20 protein-coding genes are annotated in these 23,069 nt (G+C 60.4%); 7 read left to right on the top strand and 13 right to left on the bottom strand.

All coding sequences use genetic code 11. From position 1 onward, the window contains the following. Nucleotides 1-10: 10 nt before the first annotated feature. Nucleotides 11-601 (bottom strand): SCO family protein, encoded by a 591-nt coding sequence (locus AC15MQ_RS10170; protein ID WP_483080026.1) that lies wholly within the window; start codon nt 599-601, stop codon nt 11-13. 8 nt (nt 602-609) lie between these two features. Further along, complete coding sequence (locus tag AC15MQ_RS10165) at nt 610-1,431, bottom strand: SURF1 family protein (RefSeq protein ID WP_483080025.1); 822 nt, start codon at nt 1,429-1,431, stop codon at nt 610-612. Here AC15MQ_RS10165 and AC15MQ_RS10160 point away from each other — a divergent pair. Beyond that, nucleotides 1,430-1,630 carry a twin transmembrane helix small protein gene (locus tag AC15MQ_RS10160; protein WP_287666535.1) on the top strand — a complete coding sequence of 67 codons (201 nt, stop codon included), beginning with the start codon at nt 1,430-1,432 and terminating at the stop codon, nt 1,628-1,630. The two genes, AC15MQ_RS10165 and AC15MQ_RS10160, sit on opposite strands and share 2 nt — an antisense overlap. On the opposite strand, the gene AC15MQ_RS10155 is transcribed toward AC15MQ_RS10160, so the two are convergent. The 5 genes from AC15MQ_RS10155 to AC15MQ_RS10135 all read right to left on the bottom strand — a co-directional run bounded on the left by AC15MQ_RS10155 (nt 1,618) and on the right by AC15MQ_RS10135 (nt 6,563). Next, nucleotides 1,618-2,478: a cytochrome c oxidase subunit 3 gene (locus tag AC15MQ_RS10155; RefSeq protein WP_287666537.1), complete on the bottom strand. Its 861-nt coding sequence runs from the start codon at nt 2,476-2,478 to the stop codon at nt 1,618-1,620. The two genes, AC15MQ_RS10160 and AC15MQ_RS10155, sit on opposite strands and share 13 nt — an antisense overlap. Before the next feature lie 2 nt (nt 2,479-2,480). Next, nucleotides 2,481-3,086, bottom strand: a complete 606-nt coding sequence (locus AC15MQ_RS10150; protein ID WP_287666538.1) for a cytochrome c oxidase assembly protein — start codon at nt 3,084-3,086, stop codon at nt 2,481-2,483. Nucleotides 3,087-3,248: 162 nt separating this feature from the next. Continuing rightward, on the bottom strand, nt 3,249-4,856 hold the full coding sequence (ctaD, locus tag AC15MQ_RS10145) for a cytochrome c oxidase subunit I (RefSeq protein WP_287666540.1): 1,608 nt from the start codon (nt 4,854-4,856) through the stop codon (nt 3,249-3,251). A 23-nt stretch (nt 4,857-4,879) separates the two neighbouring features. Further along, nucleotides 4,880-6,061 (bottom strand): cytochrome c oxidase subunit II, encoded by a 1,182-nt coding sequence (gene coxB, locus AC15MQ_RS10140; RefSeq protein ID WP_332335302.1) that lies wholly within the window; start codon nt 6,059-6,061, stop codon nt 4,880-4,882. Between the two features lie 28 nt (nt 6,062-6,089). After that, on the bottom strand, nt 6,090-6,563 hold the full coding sequence (locus AC15MQ_RS10135) for a DUF2244 domain-containing protein (protein ID WP_483080024.1): 474 nt from the start codon (nt 6,561-6,563) through the stop codon (nt 6,090-6,092). 355 nt (nt 6,564-6,918) lie between these two features. Here AC15MQ_RS10135 and AC15MQ_RS10130 point away from each other — a divergent pair, with 355 nt between their 5' ends. Genes AC15MQ_RS10130 through AC15MQ_RS10120 form a run of 3 tightly spaced genes read left to right on the top strand, consistent with a single transcriptional unit; the run spans nt 6,919 to nt 12,965 of the window. After that, nucleotides 6,919-8,190, top strand: a complete 1,272-nt coding sequence (locus AC15MQ_RS10130) for a TolC family protein (RefSeq protein ID WP_483080023.1) — start codon at nt 6,919-6,921, stop codon at nt 8,188-8,190. After that, nucleotides 8,187-9,809: an efflux RND transporter periplasmic adaptor subunit gene (locus tag AC15MQ_RS10125; RefSeq protein ID WP_483080022.1), complete on the top strand. Its 1,623-nt coding sequence runs from the start codon at nt 8,187-8,189 to the stop codon at nt 9,807-9,809. The genes AC15MQ_RS10130 and AC15MQ_RS10125 overlap by 4 nt, the downstream gene beginning before the upstream one ends. Nucleotides 9,810-9,833: 24 nt before the next feature. Beyond that, nucleotides 9,834-12,965, top strand: a complete 3,132-nt coding sequence (locus AC15MQ_RS10120) for an efflux RND transporter permease subunit (protein WP_483080021.1) — start codon at nt 9,834-9,836, stop codon at nt 12,963-12,965. Nucleotides 12,966-13,022: 57 nt separating this feature from the next. Here AC15MQ_RS10120 and AC15MQ_RS10115 read toward each other — a convergent pair whose 3' ends face one another. Both AC15MQ_RS10115 and rpoH read right to left on the bottom strand, forming a co-directional pair. Further along, complete coding sequence (locus tag AC15MQ_RS10115) at nt 13,023-16,361, bottom strand: cadherin-like domain-containing protein (protein WP_483080020.1); 3,339 nt, start codon at nt 16,359-16,361, stop codon at nt 13,023-13,025. Between the two features lie 376 nt (nt 16,362-16,737). Next, nucleotides 16,738-17,592: an RNA polymerase sigma factor RpoH gene (rpoH, locus tag AC15MQ_RS10110; RefSeq protein WP_287666552.1), complete on the bottom strand. Its 855-nt coding sequence runs from the start codon at nt 17,590-17,592 to the stop codon at nt 16,738-16,740. A gap of 242 nt (nt 17,593-17,834) precedes the next feature. Here rpoH and bufA2 point away from each other — a divergent pair, with 242 nt between their 5' ends. From bufA2 to AC15MQ_RS10095, 3 genes are all read left to right on the top strand, one after another. After that, the gene (bufA2, locus tag AC15MQ_RS10105; RefSeq protein WP_287666555.1) at nt 17,835-18,098 is read left to right on the top strand and encodes a BufA2 family periplasmic bufferin-type metallophore; all 264 of its coding nucleotides are present in this window, start codon (nt 17,835-17,837) and stop codon (nt 18,096-18,098) included. Between the two features lie 80 nt (nt 18,099-18,178). Further along, nucleotides 18,179-19,018 carry an MNIO family bufferin maturase gene (bufB, locus tag AC15MQ_RS10100; RefSeq protein ID WP_483080019.1) on the top strand — a complete coding sequence of 280 codons (840 nt, stop codon included), beginning with the start codon at nt 18,179-18,181 and terminating at the stop codon, nt 19,016-19,018. Further along, complete coding sequence (locus AC15MQ_RS10095; protein WP_483080018.1) at nt 19,015-19,776, top strand: HvfC/BufC family peptide modification chaperone; 762 nt, start codon at nt 19,015-19,017, stop codon at nt 19,774-19,776. The genes bufB and AC15MQ_RS10095 overlap by 4 nt, the downstream gene beginning before the upstream one ends. Before the next feature lie 183 nt (nt 19,777-19,959). Here the strand turns inward: AC15MQ_RS10095 and nudB are convergent, their stop codons facing one another. The 4 genes from nudB to aspS are packed head-to-tail and all read right to left on the bottom strand — an operon-like array spanning nt 19,960 to nt 23,067. Beyond that, complete coding sequence (gene nudB / locus AC15MQ_RS10090; protein ID WP_287666561.1) at nt 19,960-20,415, bottom strand: dihydroneopterin triphosphate diphosphatase; 456 nt, start codon at nt 20,413-20,415, stop codon at nt 19,960-19,962. Continuing rightward, entirely contained in the window at nt 20,412-20,855 is a 444-nt protein-coding gene (locus tag AC15MQ_RS10085; protein WP_483080017.1) for a barstar family protein, read from the bottom strand. Before AC15MQ_RS10085 ends, nudB begins: the two co-directional genes overlap by 4 nt. Further along, nucleotides 20,852-21,259 (bottom strand): guanyl-specific ribonuclease, encoded by a 408-nt coding sequence (locus tag AC15MQ_RS10080; RefSeq protein ID WP_483080016.1) that lies wholly within the window; start codon nt 21,257-21,259, stop codon nt 20,852-20,854. Before AC15MQ_RS10080 ends, AC15MQ_RS10085 begins: the two co-directional genes overlap by 4 nt. A 5-nt stretch (nt 21,260-21,264) precedes the next feature. After that, nucleotides 21,265-23,067 carry an aspartate--tRNA ligase gene (aspS, locus tag AC15MQ_RS10075; RefSeq protein WP_483080015.1) on the bottom strand — a complete coding sequence of 601 codons (1,803 nt, stop codon included), beginning with the start codon at nt 23,065-23,067 and terminating at the stop codon, nt 21,265-21,267. Between the last annotated feature and the right edge of the window lie 2 nt (nt 23,068-23,069).

The raw sequence follows: 23,069 nt of genomic DNA, 5'->3' as shown, positions 1-23,069 counted from the left end.
CGGTCCTGTTCTATCCAACCCATGAATATTTCAGCAGGCGCTCAAGGTCCCTGAGCATACCCTGCCCCTCTGCATTTTCAGGATAGCGCATCATCACATTGCCGAGCGGATCGATGACGTAGAAGCGGTAGCGCGCGTCAAGCATCATCCGGTAAAGTTGGCCGCTCTGATCGTCATCGGGTGCAGCGATCAACAGATCCGGATAGGCACGCCGCAACTCCAGCAGCGCCGGATCGGCTTGCAGAACCGCCACACTGTCCCCTAGCAGGACGCGACGAAGGCGCACCATTTCCTTGTTGAGGGCCACCTGCACCTGCCGGATTTGCCGCAGGTCCTGCTGACAAACCGCAGCGCAGGGCCCGGAATTAACCATGACCAATGTCCACTTCCGGCGGAGATCCGCGGTCGGCAGCAGTCGCCCGTCGACAAAGGTAAGTCCGGTTTCCGGCAATGCTATCGGTGGCTCAATGAGCTCGCCATGGTTGCCCAGTTTGGCCGGACGCCATTCAAACCAGTAAAGTGCGAAGGCGACGACGAAGGGCAATGCCAACAGTACGGTAACCAGCAACATGCTGCGGCGACCCGGGGTAAGGGAAAGCATCCCGGCTTTCATCGAGAGTTGGGGGAACAACGGCGAAAATTGACGACCAGCCAGATGATCATGGTAGCTATTGCAAATCCCCACCATTGAAAAGCGTAACCGAGATGGCGCTCAATCCGTTCGTCTGGGCGCGGCCACTCGCGGGCAAATCCCCCGGCAGAACTGTCCGGAGACAGTTGAATGACCACCAGTTGTAGAGGGAAAGGGACCTCCCTGGCGTAACGTGCCAGATCCAGGTTCTGCCATACCACTTGCCAGGAGGTGCTGGCTCCTGCCGGCGCCTCAGGTGCCAAGGTGAGATACCGCGTACCTGGAACAATCGCCATACCGGCGACTTCGAGCACTCCGACCGGAGTCGCCACCTGTGGCCAGCGGCTGTGGTCGGCAAGCGCGGGTACCCAGCCGCGATTCACCAGGACGCGCATTTCGCTACCCTCAAGGCGCAAGGGGGTGAGCACATGGTAACCGGCCAGCTCGTGATGCACCCGGTTATCAATCAAAATCTGATACTCGGGTTCATAGCTGCCGCGCACCAGTACCTGGCGGTAGCGGAGCATTTGCGGGTCGGCTGGCGCACTTGGCAATTGCACTGCCGGCTCGGCACCGCGCGCATCGAACAATGTCTGCAGACCCTCTTTGGCGCTGGCCTTGTTCCATTGCCATTGACCGAAAGCAACGAACAGCGGGATGAGCACAAGCGCAACCAGCGTGGGCAACAGCCGTGGCCGGAAGCGCAGGGGTGACAAAGGTAGCCTGACTTCTCTCGGCACGGTTGCCTGAGCACCATCGCTGCGAGCATAATCGGCACTCCCTTCGCTGGAGTCAGCCATGTTCAAGCTCATCGTGATTCTCTTGCTGTTCGGTGTGGTCGGGAGCCTCTTTTCAGGGCTCTTCTTTTTGTACCGCGACCGAGGCGCAGGCGTCCGTACCGCACAGGCGCTGACGCTGCGTATCGGTCTGTCGATCCTGATCTTCGTCTTGTTGCTGGTTGGTTTCCGCCTTGGTTGGATACCCGGTTACAACCAATAGACGAGGATGAATAGCCCAAGCCAGACGACGTCAACGAAGTGCCAGTACCATGCAACACCCTCAAAAGCGAAGTGCCTTTCGGCGGTAAAGTGGCCCTTCAGGCAGCGCCCATAGACGACCATCAGCATCAGCGCGCCGAGTGTGACGTGGAAACCGTGGAAACCGGTGAGCATGAAGAAAGTCGCACCATAGACGCCGGCGCCGAGGGTTAAGCCCAATTCGGTGTAAGCGTGATGGTATTCCCATGCCTGGAAACCAAGGAAGATGACGCCCAACACGATGGTCAGGAGCAGTCCCAGGTTGAGCTGACTGCGATTGTTCTTCAGCATTCCCCAATGCGCCCAGGTCAGGGTAGCACCGGAACTGAGCAGCAGGGCGGTATTCAGTGCCGGCACACCCCAGGCCCCCATCGGCGTGAAAGCTGCCCCTTTGGGTCCGGCCGACGGCCAGACTGCCGTAAAGTCCTTCCACAGTGAAAACGCCGGGTCCATTCCGGCCAAAGCCGGGACCGAGATATTGCGCACATAGAACAATGCACCGAAAAAGGCTGCAAAAAAAGCCACTTCTGAGGCGATGAACCAGATCATGCCGTAGCGAAACGACTGGTCCTCCCATTGCTTGTAAGAGCCACTCTGGTTCTCGCCGATGATTTTGCCGAACCAGTTGTAAACCACGAACAGGATGACCGCTGTCCCTGCGAGCATTATCCAGGGACCGGGAGCAAAGGAATTCATCTTCAGGATGAAGCCCAAGGCGAGCAGGAACATGCCGCCCGAAAGGATGAACGGATAGGGGCTAGGCTGTGGTACGAAATAGTGTTGCAAATGCGGCGAGGTATGGCTAGTCATGGTCACTCTCTTCCTTTAGGAGCAGTTTTCTGGCCGTCGACATTGAAGAATGCGTAGGACAGGGTCACGGTACGGATCTGTTCATCGATTTCTGGCTTGACGATAAAGGTCAACGGCAACTCCTTCGTTTCACCGGGCCCGAGCGTTTGCTGCGAAAAACAGAAGCAATCCAGTTTCTCGAAGTGCTGCGCCGCCTGTCCCGGGGAAACGCTGGGTACGGCCTGACCGACGATCGGGCGATCCGAACTGTTGTGGACCAGAAACCTGGCCTGATGCAGTTCGCCCGGATGCAGGTCGAGACTGGGCGTCAGCGGTCGCATTTCCCAAGGCAGGCCAGGCATCACCGTGCCGGTAAATTCGACGGTCACGATGCGACTCCGGTCGATTCTCGATGGCACGGCCGCCGGGTTAGCAATGCCGCCGACACCCAGTTTGCTATTACTCGTCTTGCCATTGAAGCCAGTGGCAGCGCAGAGCACGTCGTAAAGCGGCACCAGAGCAAAACCGAAAGCAAAGGCGCCGGCGACCACGACGAGCAGCTTCATGACCAGCCTGCGGTTGCTGCGTTTGGCTACGGCCGGCTGGTTCCCGGCAAGACCTGATTCCATCGCGTCAGGGCCTGTAATACAAGAATCCGGCCAGGTAGATGCCCAGCGCCGTGAGGCCGAGCACCCACGCCAATCGCCGGCTGGTCGCGCGACGCCGCTCAATCTCTGCCGGAGAATAATCCGGTGAATCGACTTTTTCCGGGGATTTCTGCTCGGCCGCTATCATTTGATTACCGGCTGCACTTCCCAGGAATGGTGCGGCGGGGGCGAGGAAAGATTCCACTCGAGACCCTCGGTCCCTTCCCACACCTTGTCGGTCGCCTTGGTGCCGCCCTTGACGCACTTCCATACGTTGTAGGCGAAGATTAGTTGCGAGAAACCCAGAATGAAGGCGCCCACCGTCGAGATGGCATTGAATTCGACAAACTGCAGGGCATAGTCTGGAATCCGGCGCGGCATGCCGGCCAGACCAAGGAAGAACTGCGGCATGAAGGTCAGATTGAACGAAACCACGGTCAACCAGAAGTGCCATTTGCCCAGCGTTTCACTGAACATGTGACCGGTCCACTTCGGCAGCCAGTAATAGACGCCTGTCATGACACCCATGATGCCACCGGCGAACAATGCATAGTGGAAATGCGCGACCACGAAGTAGCTGTGGTGGTACTGAGCGTCGGCTGCAACATCCGCAAGCACCAGGCCGGTCAGTCCCGCCATCCCGAAGAGGACGATGAAGCCCTGGGCAAAGAGCATCGGTGTCTCGAAGCTCATCGCGCCGCGCCACATGGTGGCCACCCAGCAAAAGAAGAGCACGGCCAGCGGCAGTGAAATGAACATGGTGCTGTACATGAAATAGAGCAAGGCCGGCACCGGCAGGCCAGCGGTGAAGAAGTGATGCGCCCAGACGATGACCGAGAGTACGCCAATGGCGATGAAGGAGTACACCTGCGCCTTGTAGCCATAAATCGGCTTCCGCGAGAAGGTCGAAACAACGTGCGGAATAAGGCCCCAGATTGGCAGCAGCAGGATGTACACCTCGGGATGCCCAAAAAACCAGAACAGATGCTGGAAGAGGATCGGATCACCGCCACCGGCAGCATTGAAGAACTGGGTCCCGAAGTGGCGATCAGTGAGCAGCATCGTTACTGCGCCGGCCAGCACCGGAATGGTGGCAATCAACAGAAAGGCAGTAATCAACCAACCCCAGGCAAAAAGCGGCAGCTTCATCATCGTCATGCCGGGAGCGCGCAGGTTGAAGATGGTGACAATGATGTTGATCGAGCCCAGGATAGAAGAGACGCCAAGGATGTGAATCGAGAAAATGGCGAAGTCCACCCCCATTCCGCCCTGCACCGAAAGTGGGGCGTAAAGGGTCCAGCCGGTGTTTACGGCACCATCGCCAATCCCGAAAATGGCCAGGATGAAGGGCAGGGTCAACAACAGCGCCGCTGGCGGCAACAGCCAGAAGCCCCAGTTGTTGATACGCGGTAGTGCCATGTCCGGCGCTCCGATCATCAGGGGAATCTGCCAGTTCGCAAACCCGGTCGCAGCCGGCATCAGTGCAGCAAAAATCATGATCAGCGCGTGCACACCGATCAACTGGTTGAAGAACTCCGGTTGCATCAACTGCAAACCCGGCTGAAACAGTTCAGCCCGCACGGCGAGAATCATCGCGCCACCGACGAAGAACATGATCAGCGCGAATGTCATGTACATCGTACCGATGTCCTTGTGATTGGTCGTCGTCAGCCAGCGCATGACGCTGCCTTGGTAGGGTTCTGCATGGTGACCATGGCTGGTACCGTGGTCTATAGAGGGTGCTGTGCTCATGGTAATCTCCTGATTCCTGGGCGTTAACGTAGGGACTTGATCTGCGCCGGCTGGATCAGATCGCCCTTCTTGTTGCCAAAGCTGTTGCGCTCGAAGGTAATGACGGCTGCGATTTCGGCGTCGGAGAGGGTGTTCTTGAATGCCTGCATGGCAGTGCCCTCCTTGCCATTCAGCACGCGATCCACATGACTATCCTTGAGAAGTTTACCCTCTGCCGAAAGCAGTGGACCGGTGACGATCTTGCTACCCGCAAGTGCCGGGAACACCGGCGCCAAACCTTGCCCTTCGGGTTGGTGACACGCTGCACATTGCTTCTCATAGATGTCCTTGCCGGCGGCCAGCAGCTCATCCTTGCTCCAGGTCTTGTCCGAACCGGCCGCGGCGGCAGCGATCTGCGTCTTCTTCTGATCGACCCAGGCGAGATACTCATTCTCCGGAACAGCGTGCACGACGACCGGCATGAAACCGTGATCCTTACCACACAATTCCGCACACTGCCCGCGGTAGATCCCGGGCTCCTCAATCTTCAGCCAGGTTTCACGAAGAAAACCTGGAATCGCATCACGCTTGACACCGAACTGGGGCACCCACCAAGTATGGATCACGTCGGTTGATGTCAGCAGCACGCGCACTTTCTTGCCAACCGGCAGGACTACCGGGTTGTCCACCTCCAGCAGGTAGTGCTCTCCCTTGGCTTCCTTGTTGGTAATCTGATCGCGCGGTGTACTCGTGGTACTCAGGTACTTGATTCCACTTTCCGGATATTCGTACTGCCATTTCCACTGCATGCCGGTAACCTTGAGGACCATGTCCGCCTTGGTCCGGGTATCCTCCATGTCGAGCACCGCGTGGTAGGCAGGGATACCCATCAGGACGTAGTCGATAAACAGCAGAATCGCAAACGGCACCAGCGCCCACAGCCACTGGACGGTGCCGGTGGGTCCGGTAAACCTGGCCGGCTGATGGCCGACACTCTTTCGATGCTTGAGCATCGAATAGACCATGATGCCAAACACAACCAGGAACAGCACGGTGATCACGATCATGAAATGATTGTGAATCTCGAGTGTATCGCGGGCGATCGGGGTGACAGGCCGGGGGAAATTCCAGCTGTAATCGGCCCTCGCCAGCGAGGGAACCACCGCCAGGAGCAGACCCAGGAACGAAATACCCGCCCGCAGACAGAAACGACGAAGGATCTTCAATTTGTCTCCTTAAAGTACTTGGTCGGGGCTAAACTGCACCCAGGTTTTGTTTCAGTTCTTTGGCAAGCGCCATCTTCTGCTCTTCCGTCAACAGACTGCCCACCTCGACTTGCTTGCCATGCGAACTGATCAGCAAGCGATGGCCGTTCTGGCCCGGAGGCTTGACGTACTGCAACCGCGCCCAGTATGGCTGGAACTCGTGGCGCTCCACCCGCGCACCATGGCGCTTTTCTATCGTCAGGTGCCCCGATTCCAACGTGATCGTCTCAAAGTCGTCAGCAGCCAATTCGGTGCGCAGCAAAGCCCACCACAACAGAGCGAGTTCAAGGCCAGCAAAGGGAATCACTGGCCAAGCACCAAAACACGAAAAAGCGAACGCGATCAGCCCGGAAGCAGTAGCGGTGGCAACAAATAGCCGCCTGCGTCCGGCCACTGACAGCGAGTGGTTCGGGCGGGCCACCCAAATGCGGCCCGAAAGCGTCCGTGCGGCAACCAGGCTCATCAATCCCCTCCCAATAGACCACCCTCCCTGAGCGGTCTCGCTCGACTTGACACAAATCAAGGCATTGATCTGTGAATTTTAGCATGAAATCGGTTTTTCATCGCAACGGATGCTTGCAAGATCATGATTGTGCTCGTGTTCCGGAGCATCACTTTACGCAACGCAACAGGCCACGGGTGCGGCTATTTGACGCAGCATGCCATGTAGTCACCCTTCTCCATGGTGAGGCGTATTGCTGCGCCGAACAATGGCGTGGCAGACCACTGACAAACGCTGACAGTGATCGAGATAGTCCGATGAATACAGACTGAACACGGCATAATTCGTGGCAAACGCGTTGCCATTGGGAGTCCGTATGCGAGAATTCGAGGCCACAAGGGTTTTCGTCTTCGGGTTGATGCTGGGTATGGCCACTCCCGCCGTGTCGCAGGAGATGGCCATCGGCCACAGCATCGAAAACCTGCTCGAATTCGCCAAGAGCCGAAATCCCGAGTACGCCGCCATGCTTGCCGAAGTTGATGCGGCGGTGGAGCGGGTCACGCCGGCAGGCGCCCTGCCCGACCCGAGGTTCCGGATGGAACTTCGAGACATCACCCGATACGGAGATCAGAACCCGACACTCTCGCCGAGTCGCGTCGGCAGCACGCGTTACCTGCTGTCTCAGGACATTCCGTGGTTCGGCAAGCGTGATCTGAAACGCGAGATGGCCGAACTCGAAGTTGACAGTGCCAGAGGGCGTGCCTGGGGAACGTGGTCGGAAATTGCCGCCAGAATCAAGACCAGCTATGCGCAATGGTATTACGTCCGCAGCAACGAGCGCCTGACGCGGGAAATACTTCAACTGATGCAGCGCCTTGAAAGAATCGCCCAGGTGCGCTATAGCAGCGGTCTGGCAGCATTGCAGGATGTCATTCGTGCGCAGGTTGAACAGACGAAGCTCCGTAGCGAACTGGTGGCGCTGCAAACCGAGCAGCATCACCTGCACACCCGCCTGAATGCCTTGCTGGGACGGCCTGCCGAAGCAGCACTGGCAGCGCCGGAAAAACTTCGCCCGCTGCCGGCGCCGGCCAGGCTCGAATTTACCGTACTCGCGGAGCGCGTACGCGCCCGTAACCCGTTGCTGGCATCCGAACTCAGCAAGCTCAAGGCAGCCGAAAAGGGCCGGGAACTCGCGTACAAGAACCGTTACCCGGATTTCACGATAGGCGCCGGTCCAATCCAGTATCAGAGCGCGATCAAGGAATGGGAACTGATGGTCGAAATGAACATACCGTTCCAGCAATCCTCGCGCCGTGCGCTGGAACGAGAATCAGAAGCCCTGCTCTCAGCTGCCCGGGCACGCCGGGAGGCAAGTACCAACCAACTGATCGCCGATCTGGCGGAGAACCTTGCCGGCATCGACGGAGCGCGCCGGACCGAGGCCCTGGCCAGCGGTGATCTGCTGCCCGAGGCCGAGTTGACTTACAAGGCTGCACTCGCCGGCTATGAAAACGGGAAACTGGATTTCGCCACGCTGCTCGACGCGCAACGACAGATTCGTCAGGCCAGACAGGAGCAAATCCGGGCGCAGTCCGAGGGACAGGCACGACTTGCAGAAGTGGAACGGATCCTCGGGGAAGATCTATGAAGCAGAGCACGCGCGTTGCGGTCGGCACCCTGGCTATCGCTGCCCTGGCCGCCGGGGGTGGTTACTGGTCCGGTCAGCGTCAGGTCCCGGGAGATCATGACGAAGCGAAGCCGCATGCTGCCGTCGCCGCCGGCGAGCCCGCAAGAGGAACGCGCAAGATCCTCTACTACCGGAATCCCATGGGTTTGCCCGACAACTCGCCGACGCCGAAGAAGGACCCCATGGGCATGGACTATATCCCTGTCTATGAGGGCGAAGCGGGCGAAGCCGGCAGCAAGCAGATCAGCATCAGCACCGATAAAATTCAGAAGCTCGGAGTCAAAACCGAGGCAGCCAGCCTGCGCTCGCTCGACAGGATCGTACGTGCCGTCGGGCGCATCGAGCCGGACGAACGCCGCCAATATGCCATCGCCCCCAAGTTCGAAGGCTATGTGGAGCGACTGCAGGTGAATATGACCGGCCAGATGGTCGCCAAGGGTCAGCCGCTGTTCGAAGTGTACAGCCCGGAGCTGATCTCTGCCCAGCACGAATACGCACTTGCAATACAGGGCGTGCAGTCGCTGACCAACGCCAGCGGCGAAGCCCGCAACGGCATGCAGCAACTGGCTGATGCGAGCCTGATGCGCCTCAGGAACTGGGACATCTCGGACGAGCAGCTCAGGGCCCTGGCCGGTGCCGCCGACACCAGGCGCACGCTGACCTTCCGTTCGCCTGTTGCCGGCGTCGTGACCGAGAAGAAAGCCGTGCAGGGCGTGCGCTTCATGCCCGGTGAGGTGCTCTACCAGGTGGCCGACTTGTCGACTGTCTGGGTGATCGCCGACATTTTCGAGCAGGACATCGGTGTGGTGAAGGCCGGCGCCCACGCCAGAATCAAGATCAATGCCTATCCGGACAAGGCTTTCGAGGGGAAAATCACCTACGTCTATCCGACGCTCAAGGCGGAAACCCGCAGTGTGCCGGTCCGGATCGAGCTGGCCAACCCAGCAATGCAGCTCAAGCCCGGCATGTTTGCGCAGGTCGAACTGGCGGTGGCGGCCCAGGGTCAGGTGGTCACCGCGCCATCCTCGGCAGTCATCGACAGCGGCACCCGCCAGATGGTTCTGGTGCAGGTCGGGGAGGGTCGCTTCGAGCCACGGGCAGTAAAGCTGGGGGCTCGCAGCGACGACCGTGTCGAGTTGCGCGAGGGCGTCCGGGAAGGCGAGCAACTGGTGGTCACCGCCAATTTCCTGATCGACGCCGAAAGCAACCTCAAAGCTGCCGTCGACGGATTTGCCCACCCAGCGCCCACGGATGGCCAGCTCCCTGCGCGTGACGCCAGCCCCCGCGCCAGGCCAGCGAGCGCGGGCCATCAGGCGGAGGGCAGGATCGAGGCGATCAATGCCGCCAGCGCTACGGTGAGCATCAGTCATGGCCCGGTCGAAAGCCTCAACTGGCCACCGATGAGCATGGCGTTCAAGGTCGCCAACCCCTCACTGTTGAAGGATCTCAAGCCCGGCGCAGCGATTGCCTTCGAGTTCGTCGAGCGCGGTGCGGGGGAATGGGTGATCACTTCGGTCAAGCCGGCTCTCAGGCCGGCGGACACCGGGGCGACTCCTGCCCATCCGCACGCCGGGCACTGACGACACTCCGGAAAGAGCTTAGCCATGTTGACCAAGATCATCGACTGGTCAAGCAGGAACCGCTTCCTGGTCCTGCTGGCCACCCTGTTCGTCATCGTCGGGGGCGTCGTCGCGGTCCTCAGGACGCCTCTCGACGCCCTGCCCGATCTCTCGGACGTACAGGTCATCGTCTACACCGAATACCCTGGTCAGGCGCCGCAGGTCGTCGAAGACCAGGTGACCTATCCCCTCACCACGGCCATGTTGTCGGTGCCGAAGTCGAAAGTGGTACGCGGATTCTCGTTTTTCGGCGCGTCCTTCGTCTATGTCATCTTCGAGGACGGTACCGACATCTACTGGGCTCGTTCGCGGGTACTCGAATATCTCAATTTTGCTTCCGGACGCATGCCGCGGGGGGTGACGCCGCAGATCGGCCCGGACGCCACCGGCGTCGGCTGGGTCTATCAATACGCGCTCCTGGCCAAGAACAAAAGCCTGGCCGAGCTGCGCACCATCCAGGACTGGTATCTGCGCTACCAACTGACCAAGGCACATGGCGTCGCCGAAGTCGCCTCGATCGGTGGATTCGTCCAGACCTACCAGGTCACGGTCGATCCGGGCAGGTTGCGCGCTTACGGCATCCCTCTGATGACGGTCGTCCAGGTCATCCGCGACTCCAACCGGGACGTCGGCGGCCGCATCGTCGAAATGGCCGAAACCGAGTACATGGTGCGCGGCAAGGGTTACCTGCGGGGACTGAGCGACATCGAGTCGCTGGTAGTGAAGAGCGACAAGGGCACGCCGGTGTTGATTCGTGACATCGCTCGCGTCGAGTTGGCTCCCGATGAACGCCGTGGCCTGACCGAATTGAATGGCGAGGGCGAGGTGGTTTCCGGCATCGCCATGGCCCGCTACGGCCAGAATGCCCTCGAGGTGATCCACAACCTGAAGAACAAGATAGCGGAACTCGGCCCGGGCCTGCCGGAAGGTGTAACGGTACAGACCGTCTATGACCGCTCCGACCTCATTCACCGGGCCATCGAAACGCTGACCAGAACCCTGATTGAGGAATCGGTCATCGTCGCGCTGGTTTGCGTCGTGTTCCTGCTGCACGTGCGCAGTGCTCTGGTGGCAATCCTGATGCTACCCATCGGCGTGCTGCTTGCCTTCATCGCCATGCGTCTGCTGGGCATGAATTCCAATCTGATGAGCCTGGGCGGCATCGCCATCGCCATCGGCGCGATGATCGATGCCGCCATCGTCATGATCGAGAATGCCCACAAGCACCTTGAGCGCCTGCCAGCAGGACATTCGGATCAGGATCGCGCCGCCAGCATGCTTCTGGCGTGCAAGGAGGTAGGGCCGGCCTTGTTCTTCTCGCTGCTCATCATCACCGTCTCTTTTCTGCCCGTTTTCAGCCTGGAGGGTCAGGAAGGGCGACTGTTCTCGCCGCTGGCCTTCACCAAGACTTTCTCGATGGCCGGTGCGGCGGTCCTTTCCGTGACTCTGGTACCAGTACTGATGATGCTGTTCATCCGTGGCAGGATCATGCCGGAGGCCAGGAATCCGGTTAACCGGGTGCTGATCTGGCTTTACCGGCCGATCATCGCCGGCGTGCTGCGCTGGAAGAAGCTGACCATCCTGGCCGCCCTGGCAGTTCTCGGGATCTCGATCTACCCGGCGTCCCGGATCGGTTCCGAGTTCATGCCGATACTCAACGAAGGTACGCTGCTCTACATGCCGGCATCGCTGCCTGGAATGTCGATCACCAAAGCGGCGGAACTGCTGCAAACCCAGGACAAGATCATCAAAAGCTTCCCCGAGGTCGAGTCGGTCTATGGCAAGGCGGGACGGGCCAACACGGCAACCGACCCGGCACCGACCGAGATGTTCGAGACGGTGATCAATCTCAAGCCGGAGTCCGAATGGCGTGCCGGCATGAACACCGACAAACTGATCGCCGAACTCGACCAGGCGCTGCAGTTCCCCGGTATCGCCAACGCGTGGACCATGCCGATCAAGGCACGCATCGACATGCTCTCCACCGGCATCCGCACGCCGATCGGCATCAAGGTCTTCGGCAAGGATCTCGACGAGATGGAAAAGCTCGCCAAGATCATCGAGGTCGTCGTGAAGACCGTACCCGGTACCACCAGCGCCTTTGCCGAGCGCATTACCGGCGGCTTCTACATCAACATCGAACCGGACCGCGAGCAACTGGCGCGCTACGGACTGGCGGTCGGTGACCTGCAGAATGTCATCGGCGCAGCCCTCGGCGGCGAAATGGTGACGACCACGGTCGAGGGCCGCGAACGCTTCGGGGTGAGCGTCCGCTACCCGCGAGAACTACGTGCCAATCCGCAGCAGATCGGCCGGGAAGTGCTGGTACCAACCATGGACGGCACCATGGTCCCCCTCGGCCAGATGGCTCGCGTCGAAATCACGAAAGGCGCACCCGGCATCCGCACCGAAAACGCCCTCCTCTCGGCCTACATTTTCATCGATATCCGCGACCGTGACATCGGCGGCTATGTCGCCGACGCCAAGAAGGCGGTGGCCGAACAGGTCAGCTTCCCGCCCGGCTACTACGTCACCTGGAGCGGCCAGTTCGAATACATGGAACGTGCCATCGCGAAGATGAAGATCGTCATTCCCGTTACGCTGCTCCTGATTTTCCTGCTGCTCTATCTCAACTTCAAGCGTTTGACTGAAACCATGATCGTCATGCTTTCGGTTCCTTTCGCCCTGGTCGGCGGGATCTGGCTGATGTGGCTGCTCGACTACAACCTCTCGGTAGCTGTGGCCATCGGCTTCATCGCCTTGGCCGGCGTGGCGGCGGAAACCGGTGTGGTGATGCTGATCTACCTCGACCATTCCTGGGAAGCGGCCAAGGCCAAGTCTCGAGCCGCCGAGCGGGAACCCGAGGTGAGCGATCTTTACGACGCCGTTATGGAAGGTGCCGTCGAGCGCGTGCGGCCGAAGATGATGACCGTCGTCGCGATCATGGCCGGCCTGCTGCCGATCATGTGGGGCACCGGCACCGGTTCCGAGGTCATGAGCCGTATCGCCGCTCCGATGGTCGGTGGCATGATTTCGTCCACCGTTCTGACCCTGGCTGTAATCCCGGCCATCTATGCGCTGGTGAAACAGTGGCGCCTGCGGCGGAACGTCGAGTAATCAGGCTTCGTCGGACAAGTTGCAGCGGGCAGGCCGCCCGGCCCGCCCAACTGAACCTCAGCTACTGAAAGCGTCACCGAGTGGCAGGCCGAGGACAATCTTGTCCACCAGAAACTCGCTGCCGTGCCTTGCTCCCGACTCGTCCGCGAAGACATTCGATCCAAAGCTGCCGTCCGGATTCGCATAGCCACCAAACATGAACTCGCTTCCATGGGCGACGCCGGCATTCAGTTCAATAGCACTAAAAGCAACATCAGAGGCCAGGCTGACCGTCTGCAAGCCGGCACCGCTGTTGGCATGGAAACCCAACTCCTTGACCACTCGGCCACCGTCATCAAGTAGACGCAGACGCCCACTCTCGACGAAAGCCGTCCCATCGTCGTACGAAAAAAACTGTGAAAGATACAGCGTCAGGGTGTTCGCTTTCTCGGCAAGATTGAAACGCAATGCCTCTCTGCCGTCGATCTCCTGCTTTATGGAACTGGTCGCAGCGGATTGTCCGCTGACTCCCAAGCCTCCTGCGTACAGATCGCCGCCAGCCAGCGTCTGCGGACTGGCCTCGGTGGCACTGACCGTGCTCCATATTTCTTCGGTGTCCAGGTAATCTGCCTTATGGACGATCACTATCGCCGGGTTGGCCAATACCGCGGCCCATTGCGCGGCAGATCCCGAAGGCAACTCAGGAGGAAGGGCTGCTGTTGGCGCAATGACATCGATCTTGACGGTTGCCGAATCGCTACCACCCAAGCCATCGCTAACCTTGTAGCTGAAACTGGTCGTACCTGTGAAATCGGCAGTCGGGGTGAAGCTGAAGTGACCGTCGGCGTACGGCGTGAGCGTCCCTTTCAGGCCCTTCACGTTGAGCAGGGAGACGCTCAGGGCGTCGCCGTCACCGTCGTGGTCGTTGGCCAGCAACCCCGGCGCGGCAATTTCCAAGGTCTTGCCAGTTTCCACCGCATACCTGTCGTCATCCGCTACTGGAGCACTGTTGGTCACGTCGATGGCGACCGTCGCCGTGCTGTTGCCGCCGAAACCGTCGCTGACGGTGTAGCTGAAACTGGTCGTGCCGACGAAACCGGCGGTCGGGGTGAAGCTGAAGTGACCGTCGGCGTACGGCATGAGTGTCCCCCGCAGTCCGCTGACGTTGACCACGGAGACGCTCAGGGCGTCACTGTCGGCATCGCGGTCGTTGGCCAGCAACCCCGGCGCGCTGATGTCGAGCGTCCGACCGGCGTGCACCGCGTAGTGGTCGTTGCCGGCCACCGGCGCGCTGTTCACCACGTTGATGGTCGCCGTCGCCGTCGACCTTCCGCCAACCCCGTCGCTGATGGTGTAGCTGAATTCGGTCTTGCCGGCAAAGTTGGTCGTCGGCTTGAAGCTGAAGTGGCCGTCGGCGTACGGCGTGATCAATCCTTTCAGGCCCGTCACGTTGAGCACGGAGACATTCAGGGCGTCGCCGTCAGGATCGCTGTCGTTACCCAGCAATCCCGGTGCCGCGACGTCGAGCGTCTGGTTCGACCGGATCGTGTAGGTGTCGGCAACGGCGATCGGGTTGCGGTTGGTCACGTCGATGGCGACCGTCGCCGTGCTGTTGCCGCCGAAACCGTCGCTGACGGTGTAGCTGAAACTGGTCGTGCCGACGAAACCGGCCGTCGGGGTAAAGCTGAAGTGACCGTCGGCGTACGGCGTGAGCGTCCCCCGCAGCCCGCTGACGTTGACCACGGCGACGCTCAGGGCGTCGCCGTCGGCATCGCGGTCGTTGGCCAGCAACCCCGGCGCGCTGATGTCGAGTGTCCGGCCGGCGTGCACCGCGTAGTGGTCGTTGCCGGCCACCGGCACGCTGTTCACTACGTTGATGGTCGCCGTCGCCGTCGACCTCCCGCCGACCCCGTCGCTGATGGTGTAGGTGAAACTGGTCGTGCCGGCGAAGTTGGTCGTCGGCGTGAAGTTGAAGTGACCGTCGGCGTACGGCGTGATCGTCCCTTTCAGGCCCGTCACGTTGAGCACGGACACGTTCAGGGCGTCGCCGTCAGGGTCGCTGTCGTTGCCCAGCAGTCCCGGTGCCGCGACGTTGAGCGTCTGGTTCGGACGGGTCGTGTAGGTATCGGCTTTGGCGATCGGGTTGCGGTTGGTCACGTCGATGGCGACCGTCGCCGTGCTGTTGCCGCCGAAACCGTCGCTGATGGTGTAGCTGAAACTGGTCGTGCCGACGAAGCCGGCCGTCGGGGTAAAGCTGAAGTGACCGTCGGCGTACGGCGTGAGCGTCCCCCGCAGCCCGCTGACGTTGACCACGGCGACGCTCAGGGCGTCGCCGTCGGCATCGCGGTCGTTGGCCAGCAGCCCCGGCGCGCTGATGTCGAGCGTCCGGCCGGCGTGCACCGCGTAGTGGTCGTTGCCGGCCACCGGCACGCTGTTCACTACGTTGATGGTCGCCGTCGCCGTCGACCTTCCGCCAACCCCGTCGCTGATGGTGTAGGTGAAACTGGTCGTGCCGGCGAAGTTGGTCGTCGGCGTGAAGTTGAAGTGACCGTCGGCGTACGGCGTGATCAATCCTTTCAGGCCTGTCACGTTGAGCACGGACACGTTCAGGGCGTCGCCGTCAGGGTCGCTGTCGTTGCCCAGCAGTCCCGGTGCCGCGACGTTGAGCGTCTGGTTCGGACGGGTCGTGTAGGTATCGGCTTTGGCGATCGGGTTGCGGTTGGTCACGTCGATGGCGACCGTCGCCGTGCTGTTGCCGCCGAAACCGTCGCTGATGGTGTAGCTGAAACTGGTCGTGCCGACGAAGCCGGCCGTCGGGGTAAAGCTGAAGTGACCGTCGGCGTACGGCGTGAGTGTCCCCCGCAGTCCGCTGACGTTGACCACGGAGACGCTCAGGGCGTCACTGTCGGCATCGCGGTCGTTGGCCAGCAACCCCGGCGCGCTGATGTCGAGTGTCCGGCCGGCGTGCACCGCGTAGTGGTCGTTGCCGGCCACCGGCACGCTGTTCACTACGTTGATGGTCGCCGTCGCCGTCGACCTCCCGCCGACCCCGTCGCTGATGGTGTAGGTGAAACTGGTCGTGCCGGCGAAGTTGGTCGTCGGCGTGAAGTTGAAGTGACCGTCGGCGTACGGCGTGATCAATCCTTTCAGGCCCGTCACGTTGAGCACCGAGACGCTCAGGGCGTCGCCGTCAGGATCGCTGTCGTTGCCCAGCAATCCCGGTGCCGCGACGTCGAGCGTCTGGTTCGGTCGGATCGTGTAGGTATCGGCAACGGCAATCGGGTTGCGGTTGGTGACAACGAAACTCAGTGCGATCGTGTCGGCAACAGGAAGCCCCTCCCAAGCCGTATATCTGTCACTTGTCGTGATCACGAACCCGGTCGAAGAGGCGGTGCGCAACTGGCCATTGACCTTCATGAGAGCTCCTTCCGCAGTTGTGACAGAAATTTACCGGCGAATACGACTGGATTTGATCTGAAAGCAAACTCCCTGCCAAAGCTTTCAACCCACTGTATCAGTTGTGTTTCCCACTTATCATGCATTGGCGGTGTAAGATTTTTCGACAGAATCCCTGTCACTGGTCATTCGCTACTCAATCCGAATGTCTCCGCAGTGCTCCCTTGCCATTTTGTGGGAAATGGATCGGCGTAAGCGACACCCCCATGGCCTTCTTCTTGCGGTGTTGTCTTGCCTGGCCATGGCCGTAAGTCAGGATATTCCGGAAAACAATCCGCCATAGCGCGAAAAAAAGGCCGGACGGGCCGGCCTTCGGGCAAGTGAAAGCAGCTTGTGCTCAACTCGCGAGCGGCGCCAGGCACGCACGCATTTTCTGCATCGCTTTGACTTCGATCTGGCGAATCCGCTCGGCGGAGACACCAAACTCTGAGGCGAGCTCGTGCAGGGTTGCCGGGGCGTCGTCGTTCAGCCAGCGGGCTTCGATGATGCGGCGGCTTCGTGCGTCCAGCCTCGCCAAAGCACCCTGCAGACCATCGTTGTGCAGGTAGTCGCGCGCGCGGGCTTCCAGAACATGTACCGGTTCGTTCGAATGATCGGAAAGATAGGCGATTGGTGCAAAAGCCTCGTCATCGTCAGAATCGCCTTCAAGCGCGAGATCATGCCCTCCCAGACGAGTGTCCATTTCGATGACGTCTTCTGACTTGACGCCCAGACGGCCAGCGATATCTGCAACCTGCAAGGTACTGAGTCCCTCGCTATTGGCTTTCATGCTGCGCAGATTGAAGAACAGCTTGCGCTGCGCCTTGGTCGTTGCCACCTTGACCATCCGCCAGTTCCTCAGTACATACTCATGAATCTCGGCCTTGATCCAGTGGATGGCGAAAGAAACCAGCCGAACGCCGCGACCTGGATCGAAGCGTTTCACCGCCTTCATCAATCCGATGTTGCCCTCCTGAATGAGATCAGCGTGCGGCAAGCCATACCCCAGGTAACCACGCGCAATGGCAATCACCAGACGCAGGTGCGAAAGCACCAGTTGCCGTGCTGCAGCAAGGTCGGCTTCATCGCGGAAGCGCGTTGCCAGGCGAAACTCTTCTTCTTCGCTGAGCAGAGGAAATTGCCTGGCTGCCTGGATGTACGCATCAATACTGCCGACCGTGGAAAGCGTAGGTAGAGTCAGGGCTTGTGACATGGTGATCGTTTCTCCGTATGCAATACTCTTGACAGGATTCATTTTAGCACTCGCGACATGAGAGTGCTAATGGCAGAATAAGTTCACCCGCACTGAGCCATGGAAAGCCCGCGCCCGAATGGAAAAAAAATTCTGTGCATTTGTAAGTAATTCGCGCTCGTACGCGTCTAAGCTGTGTCGAAGCTGTGGTTGCAGACTGGCCAGCTTTGACCCATCACCCATCCACCTAGAGGAGAAAACTCATGTCAAATCAAATATCTGGAGTCGCTATCGCCGCCGCTGCCGCCGCCCTTTTTGCGACGGGCAGCATCGTTTCGCCAAGCGTGCAGGCGGCAGAAGGGGCTGCGGTTCACTGCGCTGGCGTAAATTCGTGCAAGGGGCATTCCGAATGCAAGACGGCCAAGAGCGAGTGCAAGGGAACCAACGCCTGCAAGGGTCAGGGCTGGGTAACCAAGGCCAGCGCCAAGGAATGCACCGATGCCGGAGGCAAGGTGGTGACCAAGTAAGTCCCTTGTGGCTGGACTTGGCCGCGCTGCCGACAGGCGAGCGGCCAGGTCCAGCAGCAGTCTGAGTCCAGAGAGACCGCATGAGTAAAACCATCAAGGGCTTCGGCCTCGGTCTACGGACCGAACACTATCGGGATTTCGTCGCTGCACCGCAACCAGTGGACTGGCTTGAGGTCATCACGGAGAACTACCTCGTCCCCGGCGGGAAACCTCTGCACTATCTCGACCAGATTCGCCGCGACTACCCGATGGTGATGCACGGGGTAGCCCTCTCCATCGGCGGCAGCGAGCCCCTTGACCAAGCGTATCTGCGGGACCTGCATGCACTGGCCGAGAGAGTCGAGCCGGCCTGGATCTCGGACCATCTTTGCTGGACCGGCACCTCGTCGCTGAATCTCCACGATCTGCTGCCCCTGCCGTACACCGAATCAAGCTTGCACCATCTGGCGCCACGCGTGATGCAGGTGCAGGATATTCTTGGGCGGGTGCTGTTGCTGGAAAACGTGTCCAGTTATGTGAACTACCGCGCTAACGAGATGAGCGAGTGGGAGTTCATCCGCGAATTGCTAGTGCGTACCGGATGCGAGTTGTTGCTCGACGTGAACAACGTCTACGTCAGCAGCGTCAACCACCGTTTCGATCCACGCGCCTTCATCGACGCCATGCCGATCACAGCCATCCGCCAGATTCATCTCGCAGGGCACGAGGATCACGGCGGCCATATCATCGACACCCACGATCAACCGATCTGCGCTGCGGTCTGGGAGCTCTATGCCTATGCTGTGCGGCGATTTGGTCACATCCCGACGATGATCGAGCGCGACGACAACATGCCGCCGCTCGAAGTGCTGCTCGCCGAACTCGATATGGCGCGATCGGTTGAGCAACGCAGCCTGGCCGATACGAGACAGGCCGCATGAGCACCCTCTTCGAACTGCAACAACGCTTCCAGGACGCCATCCTGCTCGCAGATGCCCCCCTCGGATTGTTCACTGCCGAGAGTACCGGCAGCGGTGGCTTCAGCGTCTATCTGCAAGCCTACTCTGCGCGCCTGACCGCCGCTTTACGCGACAATTTCCCAACATTGCACCGCGGGCTCGGTGATGACGCTTTTGCTGCCTTGGCACGCGCCTACATTGCTGAGAGACCATCGCATTTTCGTTCGATTCGTTGGTTCGGCGACTCGCTGGTGGAATTTCTCGCCGCAGTGCCCGAGCGCTTGCCGCACCCGGCTCTGGTCGACCTGGCGCGCATGGACTGGGCAACGCGTACGGCTTTCGACGCTGCGGATGCCACCCTCCTCGGCTTCGAGGATGTGGCCGCGTTGCGGCCGGACGAATGGCCGGAGCAGGTTTTCAAAGCCGTGCCATCGCTCCAGATCCTTGATCTGGAGTGGGCTGTCGAGCCAATCTGGAAAACGCTCAATGATGATGAGCAGGCGGCAACCGACGCGCCACAGGCCCTCCCGCATGCGCTCCTGGTCTGGCGTCCGACTCTCGAATGCTGCTGGCGATCGGCCGATCCCTGCGAAGCGGTCGCCTTGCGCGCCTTGCGCGCTGGTGCGACGTTTGCCGAATGTTGCACGCGCATTGCCGAGTTTGCGACAACGGAAGCGGCGAGGACGGCGGCGGGATTTCTGCAGCGCTGGATCTCGGAAGGCCTGTTGGCTCGCGATTGACGATCACCATGGCGAATTCACCTGCCGATCCACCAAGCACTTCATGCGCGAAATGCGCAGCACCTTTCGTCTGCGGCGCCAACGCCGGCCTCGCATCCTGCTGGTGTATGCAGCAACCGCAGCTTGCCTGCGCGCCCGTCGCAGGTACCGGCTGCTACTGCCCGGCCTGCCTGGAACAACGGTTTAGCGATCGGCAATGCGCAACCGCTCCGGCAACATGAGGATCACGTCGCGGTTGCTCCACGAAAAACATTTCGCGGCCGCTGCACGCCACGGCAACCAGCAGGAGTTGATATGCTCACCTGGTGCGATGCTGACCGGCCTTGCTTCTGGAAGCTCCAGGGAGAACACGTGCTCGGTGTTGTAGAGCACGCCGGGGGCATATCGATGGCGCCACTCGGCAAAAATCTGGTAGCTGTGGGTGAGTTGCCAATCCAGAAGATTCTCATGCGCGATCTCGATTCCTGTTTCCTCGGCCACTTCACGGACTGCCGTATCCATCAACGGCTCACCCGCTTCCTGGCTGCCGGTAACCGACTGCCAGTAGCCAGCGTGCGCGGCGCGTTCAAGCAGCAGCACCAGCAGGTCGGTCGTGTGGATCACGACCAGAACCGATACCGGCCGTTTGTAGACGATCATCCGTGAGTCGCGAGAATCGCCAGTTCATCGGCAGGCAGATCGTAAAACACCCACATTGGGCAGGCCTGCGACCGCCATTCCGCGACCGCCGCGGCAAAAACCTCATTCAGCGCCTGGAAACCGACCTGGTCCTCGGCATGCAGGATCTCGGCCCGGGCGATGATCAGGACATAGCCTGCCGCCTGACACCACGACAAATCGGTCAGGCAATCCTTCAGGGCATCGAGGTTCTGTCCGTACCATTCAGGGAAACCGAGCACCTGCCCGAGCTCTCCAAGCGCACGGTCGATCCGGTCTGCGTCGGCGAAGCTGACCTGAAAACAGACAAGACCGGCGGCTTCCGCAGCTTCCAGCAGCTCCGTACGCCCGCACGGAGGCAGGCGGTAGATACCGGCGCGTCGACAATCTACCAACACGTTCAGCAACTCGTCGCGCTTCATGGCTGCTCGCGTATGCGGCGAAAACTGCGATAGTGATCGTCCGTGTAGTAATACTCGCCGGAACGGGCGACATCACCAACGCGCCCTTCACCAGCGATGATGCGGCGTGCGCCGCGGTCGCGCCGGCCTGGTGTCGGAACCGTGTACTCTCGATAGTAGCCGCGTGGCTGCGGCGGCAAGCGCCGCTCGAAATTCCCGAACGTCGTGCCGTCCTTCTGCGGAAACGGAAATGGCCCACCCTGCTGGATCCGACTGAGGGTCACCCTGGCCTCGGCAGGCAGTTCGGCCAGCACGACGTCGCGCAGATACTGTGCCTCGCGAGCCTGGAGTGGACCGGCCAGGCCAAGCAACACAGCCAGTACCGCCAGCTGCAGCGTGCGGAAAAGCGCGGTGAAGTGCGGCATCCGTATCAACTCTTGCCAACCTCGACCTGCGTGTCGACCCTCTGGCGTACTCGAATATGCAGCTCGCGCAGCTGTTTCTCGTCCACGCGACTCGGCGCATCGGTGAGCAGGCACTGTGCGCGCTGTGTCTTCGGAAAGGCGATCACGTCACGGATCGACTCGGCACCGCTCATCATGGTCACGATGCGATCCAGGCCAAAAGCCAGCCCACCGTGCGGCGGAGCCCCATACTTGAGCGCTTCGAGCAGAAAACCAAACTTGAGCTGAGCTTCTTCCTCAGAAATGCCCAGCGCCTTGAACACCTGTTCCTGAACGGCCGCCCGGTGAATCCGCACCGAGCCGCCTCCGAGTTCGGATCCGTTCAGCGCCAGATCGTAGGCCTTGGCCAGACAACCGCCGGGATCAGTACCCAGCAGTGCGAGGTGTTCGTCTTTCGGGCTGGTAAACGGGTGGTGACAGGCAGTCCAGCGCCTCTCCTCCTCGTCATAGTCGAACATCGGAAAATCCACCACCCACACCGGCTCCCAGGCGTGTCCATTGACCCAGCCCTTCTCGTGGCCGATCTTGACGCGCAGGGCACCGAGCGCGTCGTTGACCACCTTGCATTTGTCGGCACCGAAAAATATCAGGTCGCCGGAAGCTGCGCCTGTCCGCTCAATGATGGACTTCAGTGCGGATGCGTGCAGGTTTTTGACGATCGGCGACTGTAACCCAGTCTCGTTGAGCTGCGTCACGTCGTTGACCTTGATATAGGCCAGGCCTCTGGCGCCGTAAATGGCGACAAACTGGGTATAGGCGTCAATCTCCCCACGCGTCAGGCTGGCCCCGCCGGGAATGCGCAAGGCCGCGATGCGACCGCCCTCGCTGTTGGCGACCGCAGCGAAGACCTTGAAGGAAACGTCCTTCAAGACGTCGGCAACTTCGACGAGTTCCAGCGTCACCCGCAGATCAGGTTTGTCGGAACCATAGCGCCGCATGGCCTCGGCGTACGGCAGGCGGGGAAATGGATTCGGCAGTTCAGCCCCGATCGCCTCCTTGAACACCGCCCGGATCAGTTCCTCCATGAGCTGGATGATCTCGCCCTCGCTCATGAACGAGGTCTCGATGTCGACCTGGGTAAACTCCGGCTGGCGGTCGGCACGCAGGTCCTCGTCGCGGAAGCACTTGGTGATCTGGTAGTAGCGGTCAAAGCCGGCGACCATCAGCAATTGCTTGAACAGTTGCGGCGACTGCGGCAGCGCGAAGAATTGCCCGGGATGAACGCGCGACGGAACCAGGTAATCGCGAGCTCCCTCGGGGGTGCTCTTGGTCAGCATTGGCGTTTCGATGTCGATGAAACCTGCGTCGTCCAGGAAGCGGCGAAAAGCACGCGCCGTCTGGTAACGAAGCTGCATGTTCTTCTGCATCTGCGGGCGGCGCAGGTCGATCACCCGATGCAACAGGCGAATGTTCTCCGACAGATTTTCTTCGTCGAGTTGGAACGGCGGCGTCACCGAAGGATTCAGGACTTCAATCTCGTAGCAAAGAATTTCGACCTGGCCGCTGGCGATGTTGACGTTTACCGTTCCTTCAGGACGTGCTCGAACCCTGCCGGTAATCCGCAGGCAGAACTCGTTGCGTACCAACTCGGCCACTTTGAACATCGTCGGGCGATCCGGGTCGCAAACGATCTGAGCCAGACCCTCACGGTCACGCAGATCAAGAAAGATCACCCCGCCGTGGTCGCGGCGCCGATGCGCCCAGCCACAGAGCGTCACTTCCTGGCCGATGAGCTGTGTATTGACTTGTCCACAATAATGAGTTCGCATGC

Source organism: Candidatus Accumulibacter propinquus (assembly GCF_056856495.1).
The sequence above is the reverse complement of the archived record's forward strand: the minus strand, read 5'-3'. Positions and strand labels throughout refer to the sequence as shown.